This window comes from Brumicola pallidula DSM 14239 = ACAM 615 (assembly GCF_000428905.1).
In the GTDB taxonomy this organism is placed as follows: domain Bacteria; phylum Pseudomonadota; class Gammaproteobacteria; order Enterobacterales; family Alteromonadaceae; genus Glaciecola; species Glaciecola pallidula.
Map to the genome: position 1 here is coordinate 68,253 of NZ_AUAV01000022.1, position 19,479 is coordinate 87,731.

19 protein-coding genes and 1 tRNA gene are annotated in these 19,479 nt (G+C 42.6%); 7 read left to right on the plus strand and 13 right to left on the minus strand.

The annotated features are described in order from the left end of the window. Positions 1–7: 7 nt before the first annotated feature. From flgG to G399_RS0108815, 8 genes are all read right to left on the minus strand, one after another. Complete coding sequence (flgG, locus tag G399_RS0108775; protein WP_006008518.1) at positions 8–796, minus strand: flagellar basal-body rod protein FlgG; 789 nt, start codon at positions 794–796, stop codon at positions 8–10. A 41-nt stretch (positions 797–837) separates the two neighbouring features. Next, entirely contained in the window at positions 838–1,581 is a 744-nt protein-coding gene (flgF, locus tag G399_RS0108780) for a flagellar basal-body rod protein FlgF (protein WP_006008519.1), read from the minus strand. 383 nt (positions 1,582–1,964) lie between these two features. Continuing rightward, on the minus strand, positions 1,965–3,350 hold the full coding sequence (gene flgE, locus G399_RS0108790) for a flagellar hook protein FlgE (RefSeq protein ID WP_006008521.1): 1,386 nt from the start codon (positions 3,348–3,350) through the stop codon (positions 1,965–1,967). A gap of 15 nt (positions 3,351–3,365) precedes the next feature. Then, the gene (locus G399_RS0108795; protein WP_006008522.1) at positions 3,366–4,058 is read right to left on the minus strand and encodes a flagellar hook assembly protein FlgD; all 693 of its coding nucleotides are present in this window, start codon (positions 4,056–4,058) and stop codon (positions 3,366–3,368) included. Positions 4,059–4,097: 39 nt separating this feature from the next. Next, a complete protein-coding gene (gene flgC / locus G399_RS0108800) occupies positions 4,098–4,520 on the minus strand; it encodes a flagellar basal body rod protein FlgC (RefSeq protein ID WP_026843596.1) in 423 nt (140 codons plus the stop codon). After that, positions 4,520–4,918 (minus strand): flagellar basal body rod protein FlgB, encoded by a 399-nt coding sequence (flgB, locus tag G399_RS0108805; protein ID WP_006008524.1) that lies wholly within the window; start codon positions 4,916–4,918, stop codon positions 4,520–4,522. Before flgB ends, flgC begins: the two co-directional genes overlap by 1 nt. Positions 4,919–5,021: 103 nt before the next feature. Then, positions 5,022–5,849, minus strand: a complete 828-nt coding sequence (locus G399_RS0108810; RefSeq protein WP_006008525.1) for a CheR family methyltransferase — start codon at positions 5,847–5,849, stop codon at positions 5,022–5,024. A gap of 6 nt (positions 5,850–5,855) precedes the next feature. After that, a complete protein-coding gene (locus G399_RS0108815) occupies positions 5,856–6,791 on the minus strand; it encodes a chemotaxis protein CheV (protein ID WP_006008526.1) in 936 nt (311 codons plus the stop codon). Between the two features lie 226 nt (positions 6,792–7,017). Here G399_RS0108815 and flgA point away from each other — a divergent pair, with 226 nt between their 5' ends. The 3 genes from flgA (at position 7,018) to G399_RS0108830 (ending at position 8,661) form a co-directional block, all read left to right on the plus strand. Next, positions 7,018–7,725: a flagellar basal body P-ring formation chaperone FlgA gene (flgA, locus tag G399_RS0108820; RefSeq protein ID WP_006008527.1), complete on the plus strand. Its 708-nt coding sequence runs from the start codon at positions 7,018–7,020 to the stop codon at positions 7,723–7,725. Positions 7,726–7,889: 164 nt separating this feature from the next. Next, the gene (flgM, locus tag G399_RS0108825; protein ID WP_006008528.1) at positions 7,890–8,222 is read left to right on the plus strand and encodes a flagellar biosynthesis anti-sigma factor FlgM; all 333 of its coding nucleotides are present in this window, start codon (positions 7,890–7,892) and stop codon (positions 8,220–8,222) included. A gap of 7 nt (positions 8,223–8,229) precedes the next feature. Then, positions 8,230–8,661, plus strand: coding sequence for a flagella synthesis protein FlgN (locus tag G399_RS0108830; protein ID WP_006008529.1), 432 nt, complete (start codon positions 8,230–8,232; stop codon positions 8,659–8,661). Between the two features lie 418 nt (positions 8,662–9,079). Here G399_RS0108830 and G399_RS0108835 read toward each other — a convergent pair whose 3' ends face one another. Continuing rightward, on the minus strand, positions 9,080–9,562 hold the full coding sequence (locus tag G399_RS0108835) for an LPP20 family lipoprotein (protein WP_006008530.1): 483 nt from the start codon (positions 9,560–9,562) through the stop codon (positions 9,080–9,082). 248 nt (positions 9,563–9,810) lie between these two features. Here G399_RS0108835 and G399_RS0108840 point away from each other — a divergent pair, with 248 nt between their 5' ends. Both G399_RS0108840 and G399_RS0108845 read left to right on the plus strand, forming a co-directional pair. Then, a complete protein-coding gene (locus G399_RS0108840; RefSeq protein WP_006008532.1) occupies positions 9,811–10,968 on the plus strand; it encodes a flagellar assembly protein FlgT in 1,158 nt (385 codons plus the stop codon). A 142-nt stretch (positions 10,969–11,110) separates the two neighbouring features. Continuing rightward, positions 11,111–11,185 (plus strand) — tRNA-Arg (locus G399_RS0108845). Between the two features lie 17 nt (positions 11,186–11,202). On the opposite strand, the gene G399_RS0108850 is transcribed toward G399_RS0108845, so the two are convergent. After that, the gene (locus G399_RS0108850) at positions 11,203–12,102 is read right to left on the minus strand and encodes an MBL fold metallo-hydrolase (protein WP_026843599.1); all 900 of its coding nucleotides are present in this window, start codon (positions 12,100–12,102) and stop codon (positions 11,203–11,205) included. 179 nt (positions 12,103–12,281) lie between these two features. On the opposite strand from G399_RS0108850, the gene G399_RS20425 reads away from it, so the two are divergent. Continuing rightward, a complete protein-coding gene (locus tag G399_RS20425) occupies positions 12,282–13,676 on the plus strand; it encodes an FAD-binding oxidoreductase (protein WP_051288518.1) in 1,395 nt (464 codons plus the stop codon). Positions 13,677–13,800: 124 nt separating this feature from the next. Beyond that, complete coding sequence (locus tag G399_RS0108860; RefSeq protein WP_006008535.1) at positions 13,801–14,604, plus strand: alpha/beta fold hydrolase; 804 nt, start codon at positions 13,801–13,803, stop codon at positions 14,602–14,604. Between the two features lie 209 nt (positions 14,605–14,813). Here G399_RS0108860 and G399_RS0108865 read toward each other — a convergent pair whose 3' ends face one another. The 3 genes from G399_RS0108865 to G399_RS0108875 all read right to left on the minus strand — a co-directional run bounded on the left by G399_RS0108865 (position 14,814) and on the right by G399_RS0108875 (position 19,467). After that, positions 14,814–14,957, minus strand: coding sequence for a transposase domain-containing protein (locus tag G399_RS0108865; RefSeq protein WP_006008536.1), 144 nt, complete (start codon positions 14,955–14,957; stop codon positions 14,814–14,816). Positions 14,958–15,208: 251 nt separating this feature from the next. Next, entirely contained in the window at positions 15,209–17,158 is a 1,950-nt protein-coding gene (locus G399_RS0108870; RefSeq protein ID WP_006008537.1) for a flavin-containing monooxygenase, read from the minus strand. Positions 17,159–17,226: 68 nt separating this feature from the next. After that, positions 17,227–19,467: a TonB-dependent receptor gene (locus tag G399_RS0108875; protein ID WP_006008538.1), complete on the minus strand. Its 2,241-nt coding sequence runs from the start codon at positions 19,465–19,467 to the stop codon at positions 17,227–17,229. Positions 19,468–19,479: the final 12 nt, after the last annotated feature.

The following is a 19,479-nucleotide window of genomic DNA, read 5'->3' on the forward strand; positions in this document are numbered from 1 at the left end:
TATATTCCTAAAGTTGCTGTATGACTTGACCAAGCATTTGGTCAACTGACGAAATAACTTTTGAGTTCATCTCATACAAACGTTGGCTTTCAATTAGATTCACAAGCTCTTCAGTCACATTCACATTGGAGGTTTCAAGTGTGCCTTGAGACAATGTACCCAGCCCTTCTAAGCCAGGTACACCTTGCACAGGGGCCCCAGAAACTGCGGTTTCAACATATAGGTTTTGACCGATGGGCTGCAAACCCACTGGGTTGATAAAGTCGGCAAGATTTAACTGACCTAAGACTTGTGGCGTTGCTTGCCCCCGCAGTTGCGCTGACACTTCACCGTCTTGTGAAATAGTCACTTGCTGTGCATCTTGTGGAAGCGTGATAACAGGCTGTAGCACGAAACCGGCACCAGGCGTCACAATATTACCCTGATCATTTAAGGTAAATTGACCATTACGTGTATAAGCCAAGCTACCGTCAGGTTGTTGAATTTCAAAAAAACCACGACCCTGAATAGACAGGTCCAATGCATTTTCGGTGGTCAGCAAATTACCTTGAGTATGTGCTTTTTGGGTAGCCACTACTTTTGAACCTGCGCCTAACATTAGACCCGAAGGTAATTCGGTATCCGCTGACGAGCGACCGCCCGGTTGATTAATGTTTTGATAAAGCAAACTTTCAAAAACCGCACGGTCTTTCTTAAAGCCTATTGTACTGGCGTTTGCCAAATTGTTCGAAACCACAGACACATCAGTTTGTGCTGCATCTAAACCTGTCTTTGCTATCCATAGTGCTGGGTGCATAAAAATCTCCGCGAAAAATATTTCGCCTATTGACTAATTTATTAAAGAATTCTGAGTAAGGTGTTAGAGCTAGTGACCATTTGATCTGCTTTCTTCATCAACTTGACTTGCATTTCGTAATGACGTTGCAAACTGATCATACTAACCATCTCTTCTACCGCATTTACGTTTGAGCCCTCGACCATGCCAGAACCCACACCCACTCTAATATCTTGCGGCGCAATACCGCCGTCCTTAAGGTCAAACAAACCGTCTGTGCGCTGTTTCATTGTTTCAATAGGCGGGTTGACGAGTTTAAGTCGCCCTACTTCATCTATCTGATTTTCAGGCGCGCCTTGCAATCGAGCGGTAATACGACCATCGTTACCGACCGTAATATTGCTCACGGGCGTCGGCAAAAACAGGGGGCCGTTTTCGCCCATAATCAAATTGCCTTTGGAGTCTTGAAGCGCGCCATCGACAGTCATTGTCAAACTACCACTGCGCGTATAAGCTTCTTCACCCTTAGGTGTTTGCACTGAAAACCAACCTTCGCCTTGGATGGCAACGTCAAGTTCTCGACCCGTCGTAATTAGCGGTCCACTTTCGTAGTTATTAGTCGGGCTTTCGGTCATGCTAAACACACGAGACGGCAAACCAGCGCCGTATGCAGGCATGGCTCGCGCTTGTTCTAACTGCGCTTTAAAGCCATTCGTTTGGGCATTAGCCAAATTGTTGGCGCGCACCGCGGTAGCTAGCAGGTCTTGCTTGGCACCACTGGCAGCGATATAGAGCATTTTATCCATTGTATTCGACTCTTTTTTGACGTAAATAGATGTGAATACAAATTTGTTTGCAAGGACAATGCCAAGGTTTTTTTGTGACTTATTACAGGTTTATTTGGGCTTTGCGACGTAAAGCGAATAGACCTGGTAGTGCCGGTGCGAACAAGAACATCGTAGCCGGGACCGGGACATCAATTAAGGGTGCCGTTTTCGAAAATGTAAATGTTCCTTTGCCTGACCACATAAGTCCTGAGCCAAAACTGCCTGTGTAGGTACCGTCTGATGTAACACTAATTCACCTTAAAAGTTGTAAAATAACTCGACATGCACAAGCCAAGCGCCTCGTGCTGCGCGCACGCACAAAAAAGCCGACTGTAATGTCGGCTGGGTGTTTTGTTTAGCGCTTATCGAATATTCAGTATTGTCTGGTTGAGCTGGTTGTTGACTTCAAGCGCTCTTGAGTTGGCTTGGAAGTTACGCTGAGCGATGATCATGTCAATCAGTTCTGTGGTTAAGTTAACGTTGGCTTGTTCGAGTGCCGACGAGTTAATGTCACCAAATGTGCCCGTTGTTGCTTCACCTGCTAGGGCTTCACCAGAAAGAATACTTTCTTTCCATTGCGTTCCACTTTGTTGAGTTAAGCCTTGTTCATTTGAAAAGCGCACCAGTGCCACACGCACAATAGGCTCTGATGTTCCGTTGGAGAAAGTGGCACGAACTAAACCATCAGCACCAATATCGATGCCGGTCAGTCGCCCTACTGGCAAACCATCTTGCTCAAGTGACGTTACTTCAAATGCAGACGCAAATTGTGTTGGTTCATTGGGTGTTGCATTGTTTCGATCGAGGTTAAAATCGATCGTAATCTGTTGCAGCGGCGAAGAACCGTTGCTCAGGATGTTTGCGCCTAAGGCTTCAGTTTGAAACTTAGAATTTAATTGTGCTAAACCATCCGCAGATTCAATACCGATAAAGTCACCGCCTTCACTAAATGAGATTTTAGCCGCTGACACACCATTACCCGTATTCGCGCCAACAGCATTTGTCGCCGTTGTAGGGTCAGAGTCAGAACCATCCGAGTTTGTTGCATCTACCAATTGATCATCAACTGCAGTAGCAACATACCATTCGTTGACTACCGCAGGATCGTTGTCCTTAATAAAGTAGTAAGTCATAACATGGCTATCGCCCAGCGAGTCATAAATAGTCACCGACGTTGCCGCGTTGTATGTTAATGGATCAGTTGGGTCAAAGTCAGCGGCTACTTTGGCTTGGTCACCTGCTGGTAAGTTAAAGCGAACGTCAACTTCAGTTGTTTGCTGTGGTGACCCCGATGAATCAGGAATGCGCACAGGCACCGTTGTACTTAAGGCGACAGACGCAGATGTTCCGTCATTGTTTACAGGGAAACCAAGCAAGTTGTCACCAGAAGAGTTAACCACAAAATTATTCGAGTCTAATTTGAATTGACCGGCGCGAGTGAAGGAAAAGTCACGCGATGTAATTTCTGGGATAGTGGCGAAAAATCCGTTGCCCGTAATAGCTAAATCTAATGAGTTGTTGGTGAAACTTAAACTACCCTGAGAAAATTGCTGCGCAACTTCTTGCGTCAAAGCACCGTCACCTACTTTAGTTTTACCTGACGCTAACAAAGAGGCAGCATAAACGTCGCCGAATTCTGCACGAGACTCCTTAAAACCAACTGTATTAACGTTTGCAATATTATTGGCTGTTGTGTCTAAGTCTTTTTGAGAGGCCGAGACACCACTGAGTGCAATATTAAATGACATGGGGAAAAACTCCTGTTAATTACCGATTTGGATAACGTCATCAAGCTTAATGCTAACGTCACCATCTAAATTAAGAATAACACCTTGGCCAGCACCAGTAAGACTAACGCTATCAACATGTCGATTTATGGCTGTTGGCAAAGATGTTGGTTCTCCAAGCACATCGCCTTGAACTTGAATGGCGTAGTCACCTGCCGGCAATGGATTGCCGTCTTGGTCTGTGCCATCCCAATTAAACTGCACATTGCCCGCTGCAAGTGTGCCGATATTCATCGTACGTACCACTTCACCTTGGCTATTTTGAATCGCAATTTTAGTATCTTGCGATGTTTCCTCGTTAATAATAACGCCAGTCACACCTTGACCAGGCTCGGACATATGGCCGATGTTGCCGGTTACCAGTACATTTTGCCCAATCAGACTAGATGCTTGCAACGCTTGGCTAGATGTCATTGAAGCCGCAAAGTCACCAAATTTGGTATTCAACTGCGAAATGCCATCTGCCATTGTAAATGACGTCATCTGTGCAACAAGTTGGTCATTGTTAACCGGTTTTGTTGGATCTTGATTAGCCAACTGCTCGGTTAGCAAGGCAAAGAAGTCTTCTTGTTTCAAGCTTTGCTCTGTACCATCCGCTATCTTTACTGCCTCTGGTTTCCAATAGAGGTCTGTATTTAAACCAATTTGTTTGCTGTCTAATGTATTCACTTGATTATCTCCGCTATAACTAACAACGTTAACCTAACTCTATTGACCTTGACCTAACTGCAACACTCGTCTAAAGATACGTTTTGTTGTGTCTGCAATTTGTACATTCGTTTCATAACCTTTGGAAGCGGACAGCATATCTGCCATTTCCTCTACAATATTTACGTTCGGCTTATATATGTAACCATTCGCGTCGGCAAGTGGATTGCCTGGAGCATATTCAACCATCAAGGGTTTGGTGCTTTCGACGATCCCGAGTACTTTGACACCAGCGCCTTTGGTCATATCAGAGCTAGCTTGATCTAACGCTGCGGCAAATACTGGGTGGCGCGCTTTGTATGTTTCTTCATAGCTACTGCTAACCGAGTTCGCGTTGGCTATATTACTTGCCGTCGTGTTCAAACGGACACTTTCTGCGCCCATTCCAGTACTCGCTATCTTCATAATATTAAATAAGCTCATTAGCCTTGACCTCCGCCTAGTGCCTTTTTCATGCCTTTTATCTTGCCAGTCAATATCATTAAGCCGGCTTGATAACGCATACCATTTTCTAGAAAGTTGTTTCTTTCGACCTGAGCATCAACGGTGTTGCCATCGCCGGTATCCGCCTGATCAGGTACTCTAAATTCAATTTCTGCTTGCATTTGTGAGCGACCTGAAAGGTGCTTATCGTGAGTTTTAACTAAACCTCCTTGGTCATACTGAGCACTTTTCATCGCCTTATTAAAGTCGATGTCTCGCGCTTTGTATCCTGGGGTATTTGAGTTCGCCAAATTACCAGAGATCACTTCCATCCTGTCACTGCGAACAGACAATGCTTTTTGATGAAATCCAACTAATCGGTCTAAACTAATGGCCATGTGTTTTTGCTCAATTACAAACCTACTTGCAAGTGTTGAGCAAGTCATGTGCCAATATAGAGAATGAAACTAAAAGAAATGGTTTTATTGCGAAGTGTAAAGACTAGACCTTAAGGTAGTAGAGGCCTGTAGGCTGGGTTATCATTTTAAATTTATTACTAGCATTACCTAACGATTCGGATGCACCAAGTAGTAAAGTACCTTCTGACTGCAAACAAGCGGAAATATCTTGCAGTATTACCGTTTTTCTTTCCGCATCAAAATAAATGAGTACGTTGCGGCAGAATACGATATCAAATTTACCAAGGGTAGAAAAATTTGAGGTTAAGTTAAACTGGCGGAACGAAACCCACTGTCTAATATCGGCGTTTATGGTCATGCTCTGATCTGGATTTAAGGTAAAGTAGCGACGTTTAACGTCGTCAGTTAACCCCCGATTCAATGACAACGTGTCATACGTGCCAGCGCTAGCAGTTTTTATTACTTTGCTTGATAAGTCAGTACCAATGATGTCGATACCCCGATTAAAAGCGCCTCTATTAACCCTTAAAAAATCAGCAATCGTCATAGCAATAGAATATGCTTCTTGCCCGGTGGAACTTGCCGCACTCCAAATTCTTATTCTATCTTGTTTTTTTGCCAGCTCCGGCAATAACTTACTGAACAGAATTTCAAAAGGGTACTTGTCTCTAAACCACAGAGTTTCATTAGTTGTCATTGCCTCAAGGGCTGCTTGAGTTAACACAGGGTCTTGTTGCGATATGACTTTTTGAATGAGAGAGTCGATGTCAGCACTGGCAAAACGATGCATCAATGGCACCATTCTGCTTCTCACTAAATACTGTTTAGCTGCGCCTAATACGATGCCACTTTTTGAATGTAAAAAGTGACCGAATCGTTCATAAGAAACCGGAGATAATTGTTTATTCACGCAGTGTTATTTCTCTTTTGAGTCTGAGCCCAACCATTTTTCAACAGCAGTGGCGAGTTCATCTGGATGGAATTTTGCAATAAAATCGTCTGCACCCACCTTCTTCACCATTGCCTGATTAAACACACCACTCAATGAAGTATGCAATACAACGCGCAATCTAGCTAATTCAGGGTTATTTTTAATTTCGGCTGTTAGTGTATAGCCATCCATTACTGGCATTTCAATATCCGACACAAGAATACCCACTTTATCAGTAACATCGCCGGTTTCACTGGCGAGCTCTTTAAGCCGAGTCAGCGCCTCTTGCCCATTTTTTGCCGTTTCAATTTCTAAGCCTAATGCCGTTAATGCTTTTTTGACTTGATTTCTCGCTACTGAAGAATCATCAGCAATGAAAATAATTTTGCCTGCACTTGACTTCACATCTAAGGTGGCCGCTAGGTCCTGGCTAATATCAGTTTTTAATGGCGAAATCTCATTTAAAATCTTTTCAACGTCAAGAATTTCGATAAGCTCATCTTCCACTTCGGTAACTGCCGTCAAGTAGCTTGCTTTCCCCGTTCCTTTCGGTGGTGGCAGAATAGCATCCCAATTAGTATTGATAATGCGTTCAACTGAGCCGACTAAAAAGCCTTGCACGGAACGGTTATATTCCGCGATGATAATAAACCCATTTTCCAAATTTTCAATCTTACGACCGCCAGTTGCCAAGCTCAAATCAATAATAGAGATGGTTTGGCCACGGATGTGCGCAATACCGCGAACCAAGGCGTTAAGTCTTGGTATTTGCGTTAACGGGGGGCATTGCAAGACTTCACGCACTTTAAATACGTTGATGCCAAAGCGCTGTTTACCATTGAGTCTGAACAACAGAAGTTCCAGTCGGTTTTGACCCACTAACTGCGTTCGTTGATTAACCGAATCCATAATACTGGACATTCATTACCTCCAATTTCAGTTTAGGCATGATTGTTGCCTTATCTAATATACCGTATTAAAGAAGCACGTTTAAGCGTTAAATGTGCCGAACTTTTGACACTCTCTGTGCATTGCAATCTGTGCATTGCAATCTGTGCATTGCGATCTGTGCATTGCAATCTGTGCCGTGCAATCTATGCCGTGCAATTTTATTCATCCCAACAAGAGAAAAACAGGTAAAAGACAAATGCAAACAAACACAAGTAACTCGTTATCGACAGCGTTGGGCGTTGGCTTGACCTATTTTTTAATCATATTTGCGACTGCCGCAAATGCATCTATGCATCAGAGTATACAGCAACAAGCAGCGCTGTATGTCGAACAAAATGCAATTATTGACAATAGTGCTGATGTGAATATCCAAGCAGCCGAGGTAGACAGTCGAATACGCATACCCGCCTGCAAGGCACCATTTGAATTTGAATCCTCTGCTGCGAGTCTTAAACAATCAAACGTATCGGTAAAAGTGACCTGCCCTAATACAAATTGGTATCTTTTTACGTCGGTACAGGTAGAACAAACAAAACCGGTGGTAGTTACATCAGAAACAATGAGTCCAGGCTCACTTTTAACTAAAAAAAATCTATACATTGCCGATATACCGACTAATAGACTCAGAGGGTCGACATACAGCAGCACCGAAAACTTAGTAGGAGCAAGACTTAAGCGCCGAGTGAGACCAGGTCAGATTATCAACGACGGTATGCTTTGTTTCGTTTGTAAAGGTGATAAGGTGACGATAATGGCGGTTTCTGTTGGCTTAAGTCTGAAAGTATCAGGTATTGCGCAACAAGACGGAAACTTAGGTGACACAATAAGAGTGCAGAACGCCTCATCTAAAAAAATAGTATCTGCAACGGTGTCTAGTACGAGCGAAGTTAGTATCCAAATCTAATAAAAAGAGATAAAATTTTGACGCTTTGGCGTTATGAATAAAAATTAGACGTAGTATTTTGAGCAAAAGCTGCAGAAAATGTGATTTTATTTCACTTTTTTGCTAAAGTTAGACAATGAGAAGTCGATAACACTAATGAGGTGTTATCGGTTCTGGAAAAAATTATGACTATTAATAATATAAACAACAATATAAATAAACCGCAAATTGATGGGCAAAAACTGGCACAACAGCAGATGCAGGGTCAATCGGCGGATTCAAAAACAGCACAAGTCGCTACACAGTCATCTGTGTTACGTCAAGACTCTGTGTCATTAACGCCGTCTGCACAACAGCTTTCACAGGCGCAGAAAAAGGACGTTGAGGCGCCAGTAAATCAAGAAAAAGTTGATAAGCTTAAAAAAGCCATCACTGATGGTGATTATAAAATAAACCCTGACGTATTGGCGCAGAAGATCGCCAAATTGGAATCTCAAATTTTCGGGAATGGAGCTTAGGGTCTAAATGATGACGAGTTTATTAAGTGCAATTGATAAACAAACCGAGCAATTAACTGCTTTGAAGGCATTGTTGGAAAATGAGCTTCACTTGATCAGCTCAAGAGAGCCCGAAACTTTGATGGGGTTATTGAAAGACAAAGAAGAAATGCTCACCTTGATTGAAGAGCAAGATAACTCGATATCTTCGTTATTCGAGAAAGCAAGGGCGAGTGGTGAAAGTATCGAAGAAGCCTTTGCAGCTATGGACAGTTGCAACAAAATCATTCATGAATGTAAATATCTAACCCAAATAAATGCAAAGTCGGTTGAGCAAGGCCAATTGCGCCTGACGCATCTTCGCAACCTTATGATGGAACTTCGCGCTCGCGAATCTATGACTTATGACCGAAGCGGCAAAACAACAGGTGATAATGGGTCGAAAGGATATACTGCATAGCAGTAGTAAATAGCAGTAATAAATAATTGCTGCGAATAGCCATATCGCATAATCAGAAAGCCATCTAACGCCCTGACTTTGACTTTCGCTTCTCACTACTATGCCCGCTTCTCACTACTATGCCCACTTCTCACTACTATGCCCACTTCTCACTACTATGCCCACTTCTCACTACTATGCCCACTTCTCACTACTATGCCCACTTCTCACTACTATGCCCGCTTCTCACTACTATGCCCGCTTCTCACCTTTATGCCCGCTACCCGCTACCATGCCCACTTCTCAATATTATTGCGGCTATTTCAAAGCTTAGATTCAAGTAACAAGATTTTTTACGCATAAAAAAGCCAGCGAACGATGCTGGCTTAATAACGTTAACTAATTTTAGCGCTGCACATACTGTTATAATTAGTATGTATTAATAATAGGTCACCTTTCTAATTTTCTTAGGTTTTGCTGTCGACAGGTAAATATCGAAAACACGAGACATATCCAGCTCAAGTTCAGTTGCATAGGTGTCTTCACCTACGGGGTAACTTTTTAGCACTCTTGCACCGCGTATTACACCTTCGACTGAGCTTTTCAATTGGTTGTTGGTTAAAATTAGGTTTGCTAACTCCTGTTCACCGTCAACTTTTTGGCCAAAAACCTGTTCAGCCAGTTCTCGATAAGCATCTAATTTTGATGCTTTTATCGCCATTAGTGTTTTTGTAGACTCATCACTGCCGAGTTGTGCTGAAATTGGCGCATATCCTACGGCGCTTAGCACAGGATAACTTGCCGGCTCAATGGTTTCCCATTCTACATGTTTAGTAAACATTGAACTACAGCCTGATAGGCCTAAACAAGTGATAGCTCCTACAGTAGCTACAATGATGCGTATTTTGTTCATCTTTGGCATTTTCTACCTATCCATATTTTTATTGATTATGCGGCTAGTTAAGTGCCCCATAAATCAGGGCGTTTACTCAACGTTTGTCGATAGCAGGATCAATGCAAAATATGCACCATTTTTAACAGTACTGAAAACTGAATAGTCTGGCACATAACTTGTATAGCTTTATGTATAGAAAGCACCTGCGCGCTAAACACGAGTTGTTGATGCGCGCCACTAGTTAGTACCATACAAGCCAAAAAGTGAATTGCCCAATGAAATTTGTACACTATATAACTTACACATTATTATTAACCACATTAACGTTGGGCCAATCAGCCAGTGCGGCGTGGTTTTCAGCAACAGGTCAAGCTGCCATTTTAAATGGTGATAAGACAGCAGCAAAACAACAAGCTACCGAAGAGGCTATCAAGCAAGCATTACTTTTTGCAGGCGCATCAGTGAGAAGTGTGCAACAAATGACTAACGGTTTGTTATTGGATGATCATTTAGAAATTCGCTCAAGCGGAGAAGTGAACACTCTAGAACTCATAGACGAGGTCTATTCGGATGGCTATGTTACGGTATCTATTCGCGCCGATATTTTTTCACAAGAGACTCAATGTTCAGCCGCTGACTATACAAAAAGATTGGCTACAACCTATTTCCCTATTCGCTATGGTTCGCAAGCAGCAGATGGACAAATACATAAATTAGGCGCTGCGGCAGCACTAAAATTGCAAGAAATATTTTCGCAAATAAGCACCGGATTAACGCTCAGTGAAGTCGAGCCCTACACGCTTAACTGGCACAATACTGACCAACAAATTCAAGCCACTAAATTAGCTCAAAAAACAGATGTACAATATGTACTTGCCGTCACTATAGATGATATTAGCGTTGAACGTAATCGAGCAAATGCATTTAAATTTTGGCAAGGTGAACAAGCTATTCGCAACTTTGCTTACACATTAACCTTATTGAATGGCGCGTCAGGCGAAGAGCTAATGACTAAACAATATCGTGTGTCGGAGGCTTGGGAATTTGATATGACGCGTAAAATTGACGTTAATTCAGACCAATTTTGGCGAAGTCGTTATGGCAGAGCTATACTTAAAAGCATGCAAACCTCAGCAATAGATTTAGAAGAGTTTGCCATTTGTGAACCCACAATGGGCAGAATTTTGGCGGTCGCCGATAATCAATTACAGATAAACCTAGGCAAAAATCAAAAAGTCAAAGCTGGCGATACATTAACCCTGTTCAACGTAAAACAAATTAGAGATTCTTTTGGTCAAGAGTATAAGCAATTTGTATTGCACCCTACTGCACTTGTGGTTACTCAAGTATTTGCCGAAACAGCAACGGTGACTAGCCGCGATCGCAGTTTACTGGGGAATATTCAAGCAAATGACTATGTTGCGCGACAATAAGGTTGAATTTGCTAACTTCAGCAAAAGTCACTGTTGTTTTACTTCTTATTTTCGCGCACACTACCGCTCGTCCTGCAGACCTTAATTTCAAGCAGGGCCACTTAAGAAGTGTCATTTTAAGTGCGCACTAAAATTTAAAGTTGTCCCCATAGTTTAATGGATAAAACGAGGCCCTCCTAAGGCTTAGATGTTGGTTCGATTCCAGCTGGGGACACCATAACGTCATATCAAACATTATATCGGCTTGGTATAGGCGATATCAAAACGGTTGTCTTTTTCGGTCACCCAAACTGCGTGCTGACCCCCGAAGTGTGCAGGAAAAATTAATGCACTGTTTTGTGCTGCGTAAGACAGAACATTTCGCCTCGTATTGCGCGCATCCTCTGCCATTTCACAAAAGATACTGTTCCAGTTTGGGCAATAGATTTGAATGAGGTGATGCAATATATCACCTACGAATACTGCATGTTCACCACACGATTCTACCTTCAGCACCATATGTCCAGGGGTATGTCCTGGAGCTGGTTCAAGCACTATTCCTGGTAAAACCTCGAAACGGCCCGTTATCGACTCAACCTTTCCGGCATCAATAATAGGCTGCACACTATCTTCAAAGACCCCCTGATTGACCTCTCCACCAATTTTATTAGGAAATTTTTTGATGTTTGCTGGGTCCCAATATTCAATATCAGAAGCTGAAAATAGATATCGTGCATTTGGAAACGTGGGTACCCAATGTTGTTCTTGTAGTGTTGTATTCCAGCCAACATGATCAATGTGCAGGTGAGAACAAATAACAATATCGATGTCTTCTGGCTCGATGCCAATCGCTTTAAGCCTCTCTATAAAGTCAGTTTGTAAGCCACCGAATACAGGTATACCGGGCCTTTCTTTATTATTTCCTGCACCTGTGTCGTAAATTATTTTTTTATCACCTATTTCGATGAGCCAGCTCTGCAAAAAAGCGTAAAACATACCGCTTTCCTTATCATATACATCCGCTGGAAAATCATCACTATATGTGTCGAATAACGCTTTTTCATAACCAACAAAAAAATCTGCTGGCCTCATAAAATCGCCTTGCCATTCTTCAATTCGTCTTACACTAATATTTCCAATTTGAAATTTGTCCATAAACACCTCAAGAACTAATTAATTAAAAACCATCACATACTCGCTATACAATATAAAATATGTATGGTATAGATAATGTTAACAGAGTATAAAATAAATGTTAAATAATATTAATATACTTAACAGTATATTAATATTATTTAACCGCAAAGCAGAGTCTACACTTGGGGGGAAGGAATATGACAGAATTTAATTTAAAAAAAGAAAGCGTGGAGTCGATGATTGAGGCACTCCTTAAAATTGTTGGCAATGGCAATGTTTCTATTAATGAGGAGCCCCGCACGCTAGTTTCGACTGACCTAAGCTGGCTTTCTGTAGAGATATGTGAAATGGCAGTTGCCCCTAATTCGAGTGAAGAATTAGTTTCCGTTGTTAAGACAGCAATAGCTGGCGGCTTTAACTGTGTACCTCGCGGTGCCGGAATGTCCTATTCGCTCGGTTACACCCCTGCTCACAAACGCACGATTACTATTGATATGCGTCGGATGAATCGTATTCTTGAAATCAATGAAGAAGATATGTATATGACTGTAGAGTGCGGCTGTAACTGGTCTGTAATTTATGAAGCACTTAAAAAGTTGGGCCTCAGAACTCCATTTTATGGGCCCTTATCCGGACTATACTCGACCGTTGGCGGAGCTCTATCGCAAAATAGTGTTTTTATGGGATCGGGCTTATACGGCAGTGCTGCAGATAGCGTCATTGGTTTGCATGTTATATTGGCGGACGGCAGCGTTCTAGTTACAGGATCTGAAGCTCATCAGAACGGAGTGCCTTTTGCACGACACTTTGGCCCAGATTTAACCGGCATATTTACTTCAGATACCGGATCAATGGGGTTCAAAGCTACTGCGACGCTTCGCTTAATTCCGTTTCCAAAGGCAACAGGATTTGCTTCTTATGGTTTTGAAAAGCTAGAGGATATGCTCGGTGCACAGAAAGAGATAGCTCGTCAGCGAATTGCTGGAGAGTGTTACGGCTTCGACCCATATTATAATATGAACTTTTCCAAGATGGAGGTTTCACCATCCCAGAAAAAAGAAGTTGGAAAACAGATCATTAAGGAAGCTGGATTGTGGAATGCCATAAAGGTGGGCATCGGGGGACAAGGATTTTTGGCGCGAGTTAAATACTCAATTCATCTTACGATCGATAGCAATACAAAACAGGGAGCGTCAGCATCGCTCAAAATTGCCAGAAAAATTTGCAGAAAATACCAAGGTAAGTCATTGACACCCAGCATTCCTGTTCTTATTCGTGCCGTGCCGTTTCAGCCTGTAAGACAATACATTTTAGGTTCAGACGGCGCTTGCTGGTTTCCGATCCATGGAATGTTCCCTTTATCGAAAGCAATAGAGGTATCGCTGGAAATCGAAGAGTATTACGCTAAAAACAAGGAACGGATGGATAAACATGAAATCAGGTATTCTTATCTTATGTGTACTTCAGCTCATGAGTTTCTCATCGAGCCATCCATGTACTGGCCTGATAAAATTGGTGACTTTCGTGCCGAATTTCTTGAAGAAGAATATCAGGAAAAGTGGAAAATACTACCCTTACAAAGAAGCGCTTGAGGGACGGGGAACACCATTGTGGAGCTTGTTAAATAAAATCAAAGATGCTGTAGACCCAGAAAGAAAAGTAAATCCTGGCTCTCTGGGTTTGGAATAGTTTACTTACTTAACTAAGGAAAATTTTATGACAATCAAAAAAGCATATGTTGATACCTTATTGGGGCAGATACATTTTCGTTACGGCGGACCTACTGACGCTATTCCTATAATTTTTTTGCATCAGAACACCAGTTCTTCAAAAATGTTCGAGCGCACTATGGAAAAATTATGCAATATTCACCATGTTATCGCTTTTGACTTGCCGGGGTTTGGCGAGAGTTATGATCCACCTGATTTCGACTCCATCAGTCAGCTCACACTGCCGATCATAGAGGCCATTAATGCCCTAGAAATAGATGAATTTCACTTATGTGGGCAACATACTGGTGCTGGTATGGCCGCAGAAATTGGTGTGCTTTTACCAGAACGTGTGCGCTCAGTAATGATGATCGGACCTCTCCTGTTAACGAACGAAGAAAAACAGTGGTATCGTGACAATTTTAAAGGCTCTGCCAAACCTGACAAGGATGCGCAGTATTTAAGAGCCACATGGGAGTACTTGGAAACTAACGGGGCCGGTGTAAATTTGGAGATGTTCCATGATGAATTCTGGCAATCATTGCGCTCTTGGAGAGCTCGAGGTATGGTTTATGGTTGCGTTTGGGACTATCCGTTTGAGGGTTTTTTTGAATTATTAAAATGTCCTATGCTGCTTATGTCAGCACCTGATGACGTCTTATACCAAGGTTATTTGCGAGCAAAAGAGGCGAGACCTGCTGCTTGTGCAGTGGAATTAAGAGGGTCTAATTTTGAAGCCTATCTTGATCCTAATGGCACAAGCAATGCGATAAGTAATTTTCTTAATAAAACAATACAACAAATCAAATAATAATCGAGCTAAAAAGTCGCTTAAATAAAGGCAGAATTGAGACTAAATTTGTATTCTACGAAAGAAAGTAAACTCGAAAGCAGCAAAATTAATACGAGGGTGCTGCGATAACAGCGCAAACTGCAAAGGGAGTTCTGATTATTTCCATTATACTTTTCTAATACACGTAGTTTTCCACTATTTAGCAATTTTCATTCCAAAGTAAGTGGCTAATTAACCTCGGAGGTAACTAGCACCTCATTCACTTTAACATTCCAAGGCAATAATGCTTCAATATCTTCAAGCGTTTCCGCATAAGGCAGCGCTTTGATGACATGGTTGAGATAAGCATAAGTAAGCTTCAAGTATTTCAACGCGGCGTTTGGACCTGCATCACTAAGGGTACCGACACCTCTGGCGCAATTGTACTCACGTGAATACCTACCGATACTAAGTCTCTGGCTATTGTCTTTGGTCAGGTCAGGTCAGATCGTATACACACACTTACCAACCTGCATTGACCAGTGCTTGCAAAGGTCTGGCTTAACCAAGACCTTTGCAGCTACCTGTGACTATTTAATGAAGATATGGAATGCCTCATGAAGCTTTTATTTCATTGTTTAATTTAGCTTGATTTTGTTGCGCAGGTCTCACCTTCGAAAATATAGTCTTTCGCGTCTATTTTCCTTGTCATTCGCCAAAAATCATCATTACGCCACGGTGTAATTGCAACGACGCGACCTCTTTTATTACGGTACCAATTGGTTGTACCTTCGTGCGTCCAGATCATTTTAGCGTGCGCACTATCTACCTTTTCATTGTAATCTTCGAAGATATCCTTGCGAACTTCGATTGTACGGCTCTTATTTTCAAACATTTTCTCAAGCAACAATAATACATAATTGATTTGTCGTTCCACCACCGGAATAATGCTGCCCCCATGACCAAGACCTGTATTTGGTCCAAGTAAAACGAACATATTGGGGAAATCTGGTACCAATGTGCCCATATACGCTTTGGGATTATCCGTATCCCATACATCTTTCAAATGCTGGCCACCAGATCCAATGACATCAAGAGAAGACAATATCTCCGTACTTTTAAAACCTGTCGCCATTATTAGTATATCTGCATCAAAACGCTTCCCACTATCGGCGACGAGTGTAGGCCCTTTAACTTCTTTTAATCGCTCCGGAACTAACCTGACATGTGGCTTTGCTACGGTCCGATACCAACCATTATCAAGCAGTATCCTTTTCCCATAAGGAGGATAATCGGGGACAAGATCTTCAAGCAGGTCTTGTCTGTCACCCAATTCGCTTTCAATGTAGCTGAGAAAAATTTTACGATGACGGTCATTTGTAGCATTAATGGAACGTGCTTTATCTGGCCACTCTGGATCTCGCTGCAAAGCACCATGTAAGCGGTCGTTAAATGTCCAGGCAAGACGCTGACGATACCAGCTTTGATAGAGCGGCACCTCTTTTAGTAGAAAGCGTATATGTTCAGGAACCTGTTGCTGGAATTGAGGGAAAGGTGCGGCCCATTGCTTTGAACGCGCAAAAATCGTCAAGCTTTCCACTTTATCAACTATTGCCGGTGCAACCTGCATGGCACTGGCTCCATTGCCGACGATAGCCACCTTCTTGCCCGTTAAGTCCAAATCACTTGGCCATTGAGCCGTATGACAGGTCGTTCCTGTAAAGGTATCAAGCCCTGCAATATCTGGGACAAAAGGGACACTCAATAATCCAACAGCGCTTAATATTACGTTACCAATCAACGTTTCTTGCTGACCATTGGGGCCCAGTGTTCGCACATGCCACTGCTTGGACCCGGTTTCAAATTTTGCATCCACCACTGTTGTTTCAAAATGTGTATTTTTCGATAATTCATAGTCCAAAGCTACCGCTTCTATATAAGCAATGATCTCGCCTCTAAGGGCAAAATAACGGCTCCAATCGTTAGGTGCAAAGGAGAAAGAATACAAATGATTGGGCGTATCTACTCCTGCTGCAGGGTATTTATTGTCTTTCCATGTTCCCCCAAAACCAGCATTTTTTTCGATTATAGTAAAATCGATACCATATTCCTGCAGTCGTATCCCAGCGCATATGCCGGAAACACCCCCGCCAATAATGATAGCCTTGAAGTCCTCAGGAACTTGCCCTGAGAAAGAGCGAGCATTTTTTTGCGGAACAGATGGTGATAGTTCGGCGGCAATAATCTCACCATAGTTTTCGGGAACTTTTTCCCCAGTCGATACACTAATCATGTGCGTTAATAAGTCGGCTGAGGGATCGGGAATGGCAACGGGTTTTCCCTTTTTCCATGCAATAATCGCATCAGCTGCAACCATCCGAATTTCACTTTGAATATCTTCTGGCAAACCACCACTGTCGTTATCATCTAAACCACGAGCCCGGTTTGGCATATACGGCGCAGCAAGCCAAGCTTTATCACCGGTTAATTGAACCAGCACCATCAGCAAAGTAGGAATATTGGCTGTGCAGATTGCTTTGCGAAGTCGAACCTCTAGTGCGGGATCGATTTGAGTATTTATCCAGTCTGACATGGCAGATTCCTGTACTAATTTCTTAAAAATAGTGTGCTGCAGACGATAAGTCCGCAGCAGGCGAAAAGTTAAAAGGTCATATTATAAGTAATACCGAATGTTCTTGGTGGGCGCAGCGAACCTACACGCGCAAAGCTATACAACGGGGCTGCGGTAATATTATTCGCCACTATATATTCGTCCGTCAAATTACGTGCCCATACAGAAATGGACCAATCATCACTTTTAGGTGAAAAGGTAAGATTTGCATTGAGATTAATAAAACCTTCCTGAAAAGCGTCGAGGTTATTAAACTCAGTAAAATACACATCGTCCTGATAATTGGCGTCGATAGAAAAGTCCATCTGACCAGAATCACCCAAGTCTACATAATAATCGGCAAAAATCGCTACTGTATATTCAGGCGCATTTGGTAATTGATTACCTGACAGATCACTAATTGCAGGGTTCGAAGGGCATATCGGGAACTGACGTCTTGCTGCTTGTCCATTAGCATAATAGCCATTACAAAAATCTGTAAATTCCGTATTGAGGTAAGTTGCAAAAGCACGAATTGAAAATTGATCAGTAACATCATAAGACGCATCAAGTTCTATGCCCCATATTTTAGCTGAAGCCGCATTAATAGTTTCGACAAGGCTAGCCGCATTAACGAACCCGACTTGTAAGTCAGAATAATCGTAATAGAACGCAGCGCCATTTAAGGTGAAACCGCTTGCTTTGTCATGCAGGTTAAAGCCTGTTTCATAGCTCCAAATAAATTCTGGTTCAATGATAGGATTGACACTACCAATATTGATGACACCACTCTTGAAGCCTCTCGTAATGCCTGCATAAAGCATCACGTCGTCGCTTACATCGTATTCCAACATTACTTTTGGGGTAATGGCATTCCAACTTTCTGTCTTGTCAGTATTAACAAAGGTGTCAAACGCCGAGAAAGTAAAATCACCTTTCCCTTCGCGTTTTTCATAATTGTAACGCGCACCAGCAGTCACGCGAAATTCTGACGAAATTTCTAATGTGCCTTCAATAAATAGGCCCAAAGCATTGGTTGTTACAGTTCCATTTTGACGGAAAATTCCGTCTGGGATAACCCCTGGAGGCGCACCAAAAATGATAGGACCGAGATTATTTAAGACCACCAGCACTTCGCCATCGAGCTCTTCATAAAGATATGAAGCACCGCCGAGTAATGACCATCCATCTTGAACATAATTCAGGGTAATATCCTGTGTGAACGCTTCACTATCCTCGGTATAATTGTTCTGTCCAAAGGCATCAACATCAGTAACATCAAGATCGTTCCGATTAAAGCGCTCGAACTGACGATAAGAGGTTGTTGATTCAACTGTTAAATCGCCGGGGCGCCATGTGATTATACTTTGTAAGCCCAAACCCTTTCGGTCATTGACTGCATCTTGATCCGAGTTAATGTCGCGTGTTTCAGGATCATCTGTCAGATCAAAGATCGTACTCCCTCCAAAAACGGGGCCAGGCATTAATTCTGCAGGCACAATAGACGGGCCAAAATCATGGAAAGCATAGTTGAAATCGTCTTCACGGAAAAAGTCGGCAACCACTAATACTTCCAAGTTATCACTCACATCATATAAAAGTGACCCTCGCACAGCGTATGCATCCCGATCATCAACAGGATTACCTGTCGCTCGGTTAACGCCATAGCCATCTCGGCTCTCGTACTCACCAGCAAAACGGAACATCAATTTATCGTTTATCGGACCGCCCACCGCGCCTTCAAAACTCAGAGCATCGTAGTTTCCGTAAGTAAAGCGGCTATATCCTTCTAATTCAGCAGAAGGTCGGGTTGTTACCATATTGACAACACCCGCTGTTGCGCCGCGTCCATATAATGTGCCTTGTGGACCTCGAAGTACCTCCACTTGAGATAGATCGTAAAAGCCAGCTAGCTGGGCCGCAGGCCGTGTAATAACCGCACCATTTTGCAAAAAGGCAACCGCTCCATCTGCACCAAGGTCGATGCTATTAAAGCCGATACCTCGAATGAAAGCCCGGTTTACACCAAACTGTTCACCAACCGAAAAATTAGGAATTTCAAGCGCTAGATCAGACGAGGATTGTATACCTCCTGCGCCAATTTCAGTACCCGATATAACGTTTAATGATCCCGCTATATCCTCAAGGGCTGCGCTTCGTCTTGTTGCTTGAACAATAATGACCTCAACGTCCTTTAACTCTTCTTCGCTACTGTCTTGCGCCCATACTTGATAAGGCAATATGACGGCACCCATTGCGACTCCCGCAACAAATTTATTTTGTATTTTCATGATTTAACCCCT

Bases quoted from the DNA above. Each gene is read 5' to 3' on its own strand.
- flgF (WP_006008519.1), bottom strand. From the start codon at position 1,581: ATGGATAAAATGCTCTATATCGCTGCCAGTGGTGCCAAGCAAGACCTG.
- flgB (WP_006008524.1), bottom strand. From the start codon at position 4,918: ATGGCCATTAGTTTAGACCGATTAGTTGGATTTCATCAAAAAGCATTG.
- G399_RS0108870 (WP_006008537.1), bottom strand. From the start codon at position 17,158: ATGTCAGACTGGATAAATACTCAAATCGATCCCGCACTAGAGGTTCGA.
- G399_RS0108860 (WP_006008535.1), top strand. From the start codon at position 13,801: ATGACAATCAAAAAAGCATATGTTGATACCTTATTGGGGCAGATACAT.
- flgG (WP_006008518.1), bottom strand. From the start codon at position 796: ATGCACCCAGCACTATGGATAGCAAAGACAGGTTTAGATGCAGCACAA.
- G399_RS0108835 (WP_006008530.1), bottom strand. From the start codon at position 9,562: ATGCCAAAGATGAACAAAATACGCATCATTGTAGCTACTGTAGGAGCT.
- flgC (WP_026843596.1), bottom strand. From the start codon at position 4,520: ATGAGCTTATTTAATATTATGAAGATAGCGAGTACTGGAATGGGCGCA.
- G399_RS0108815 (WP_006008526.1), bottom strand. From the start codon at position 6,791: ATGTCCAGTATTATGGATTCGGTTAATCAACGAACGCAGTTAGTGGGT.
- flgA (WP_006008527.1), top strand. From the start codon at position 7,018: ATGCAAACAAACACAAGTAACTCGTTATCGACAGCGTTGGGCGTTGGC.
- G399_RS0108875 (WP_006008538.1), bottom strand. From the start codon at position 19,467: ATGAAAATACAAAATAAATTTGTTGCGGGAGTCGCAATGGGTGCCGTC.
- G399_RS0108840 (WP_006008532.1), top strand. From the start codon at position 9,811: ATGAAATTTGTACACTATATAACTTACACATTATTATTAACCACATTA.
- G399_RS20425 (WP_051288518.1), top strand. From the start codon at position 12,282: ATGACAGAATTTAATTTAAAAAAAGAAAGCGTGGAGTCGATGATTGAG.
- flgE (WP_006008521.1), bottom strand. From the start codon at position 3,350: ATGTCATTTAATATTGCACTCAGTGGTGTCTCGGCCTCTCAAAAAGAC.
- G399_RS0108830 (WP_006008529.1), top strand. From the start codon at position 8,230: ATGATGACGAGTTTATTAAGTGCAATTGATAAACAAACCGAGCAATTA.
- G399_RS0108850 (WP_026843599.1), bottom strand. From the start codon at position 12,102: ATGGACAAATTTCAAATTGGAAATATTAGTGTAAGACGAATTGAAGAA.
- flgM (WP_006008528.1), top strand. From the start codon at position 7,890: ATGACTATTAATAATATAAACAACAATATAAATAAACCGCAAATTGAT.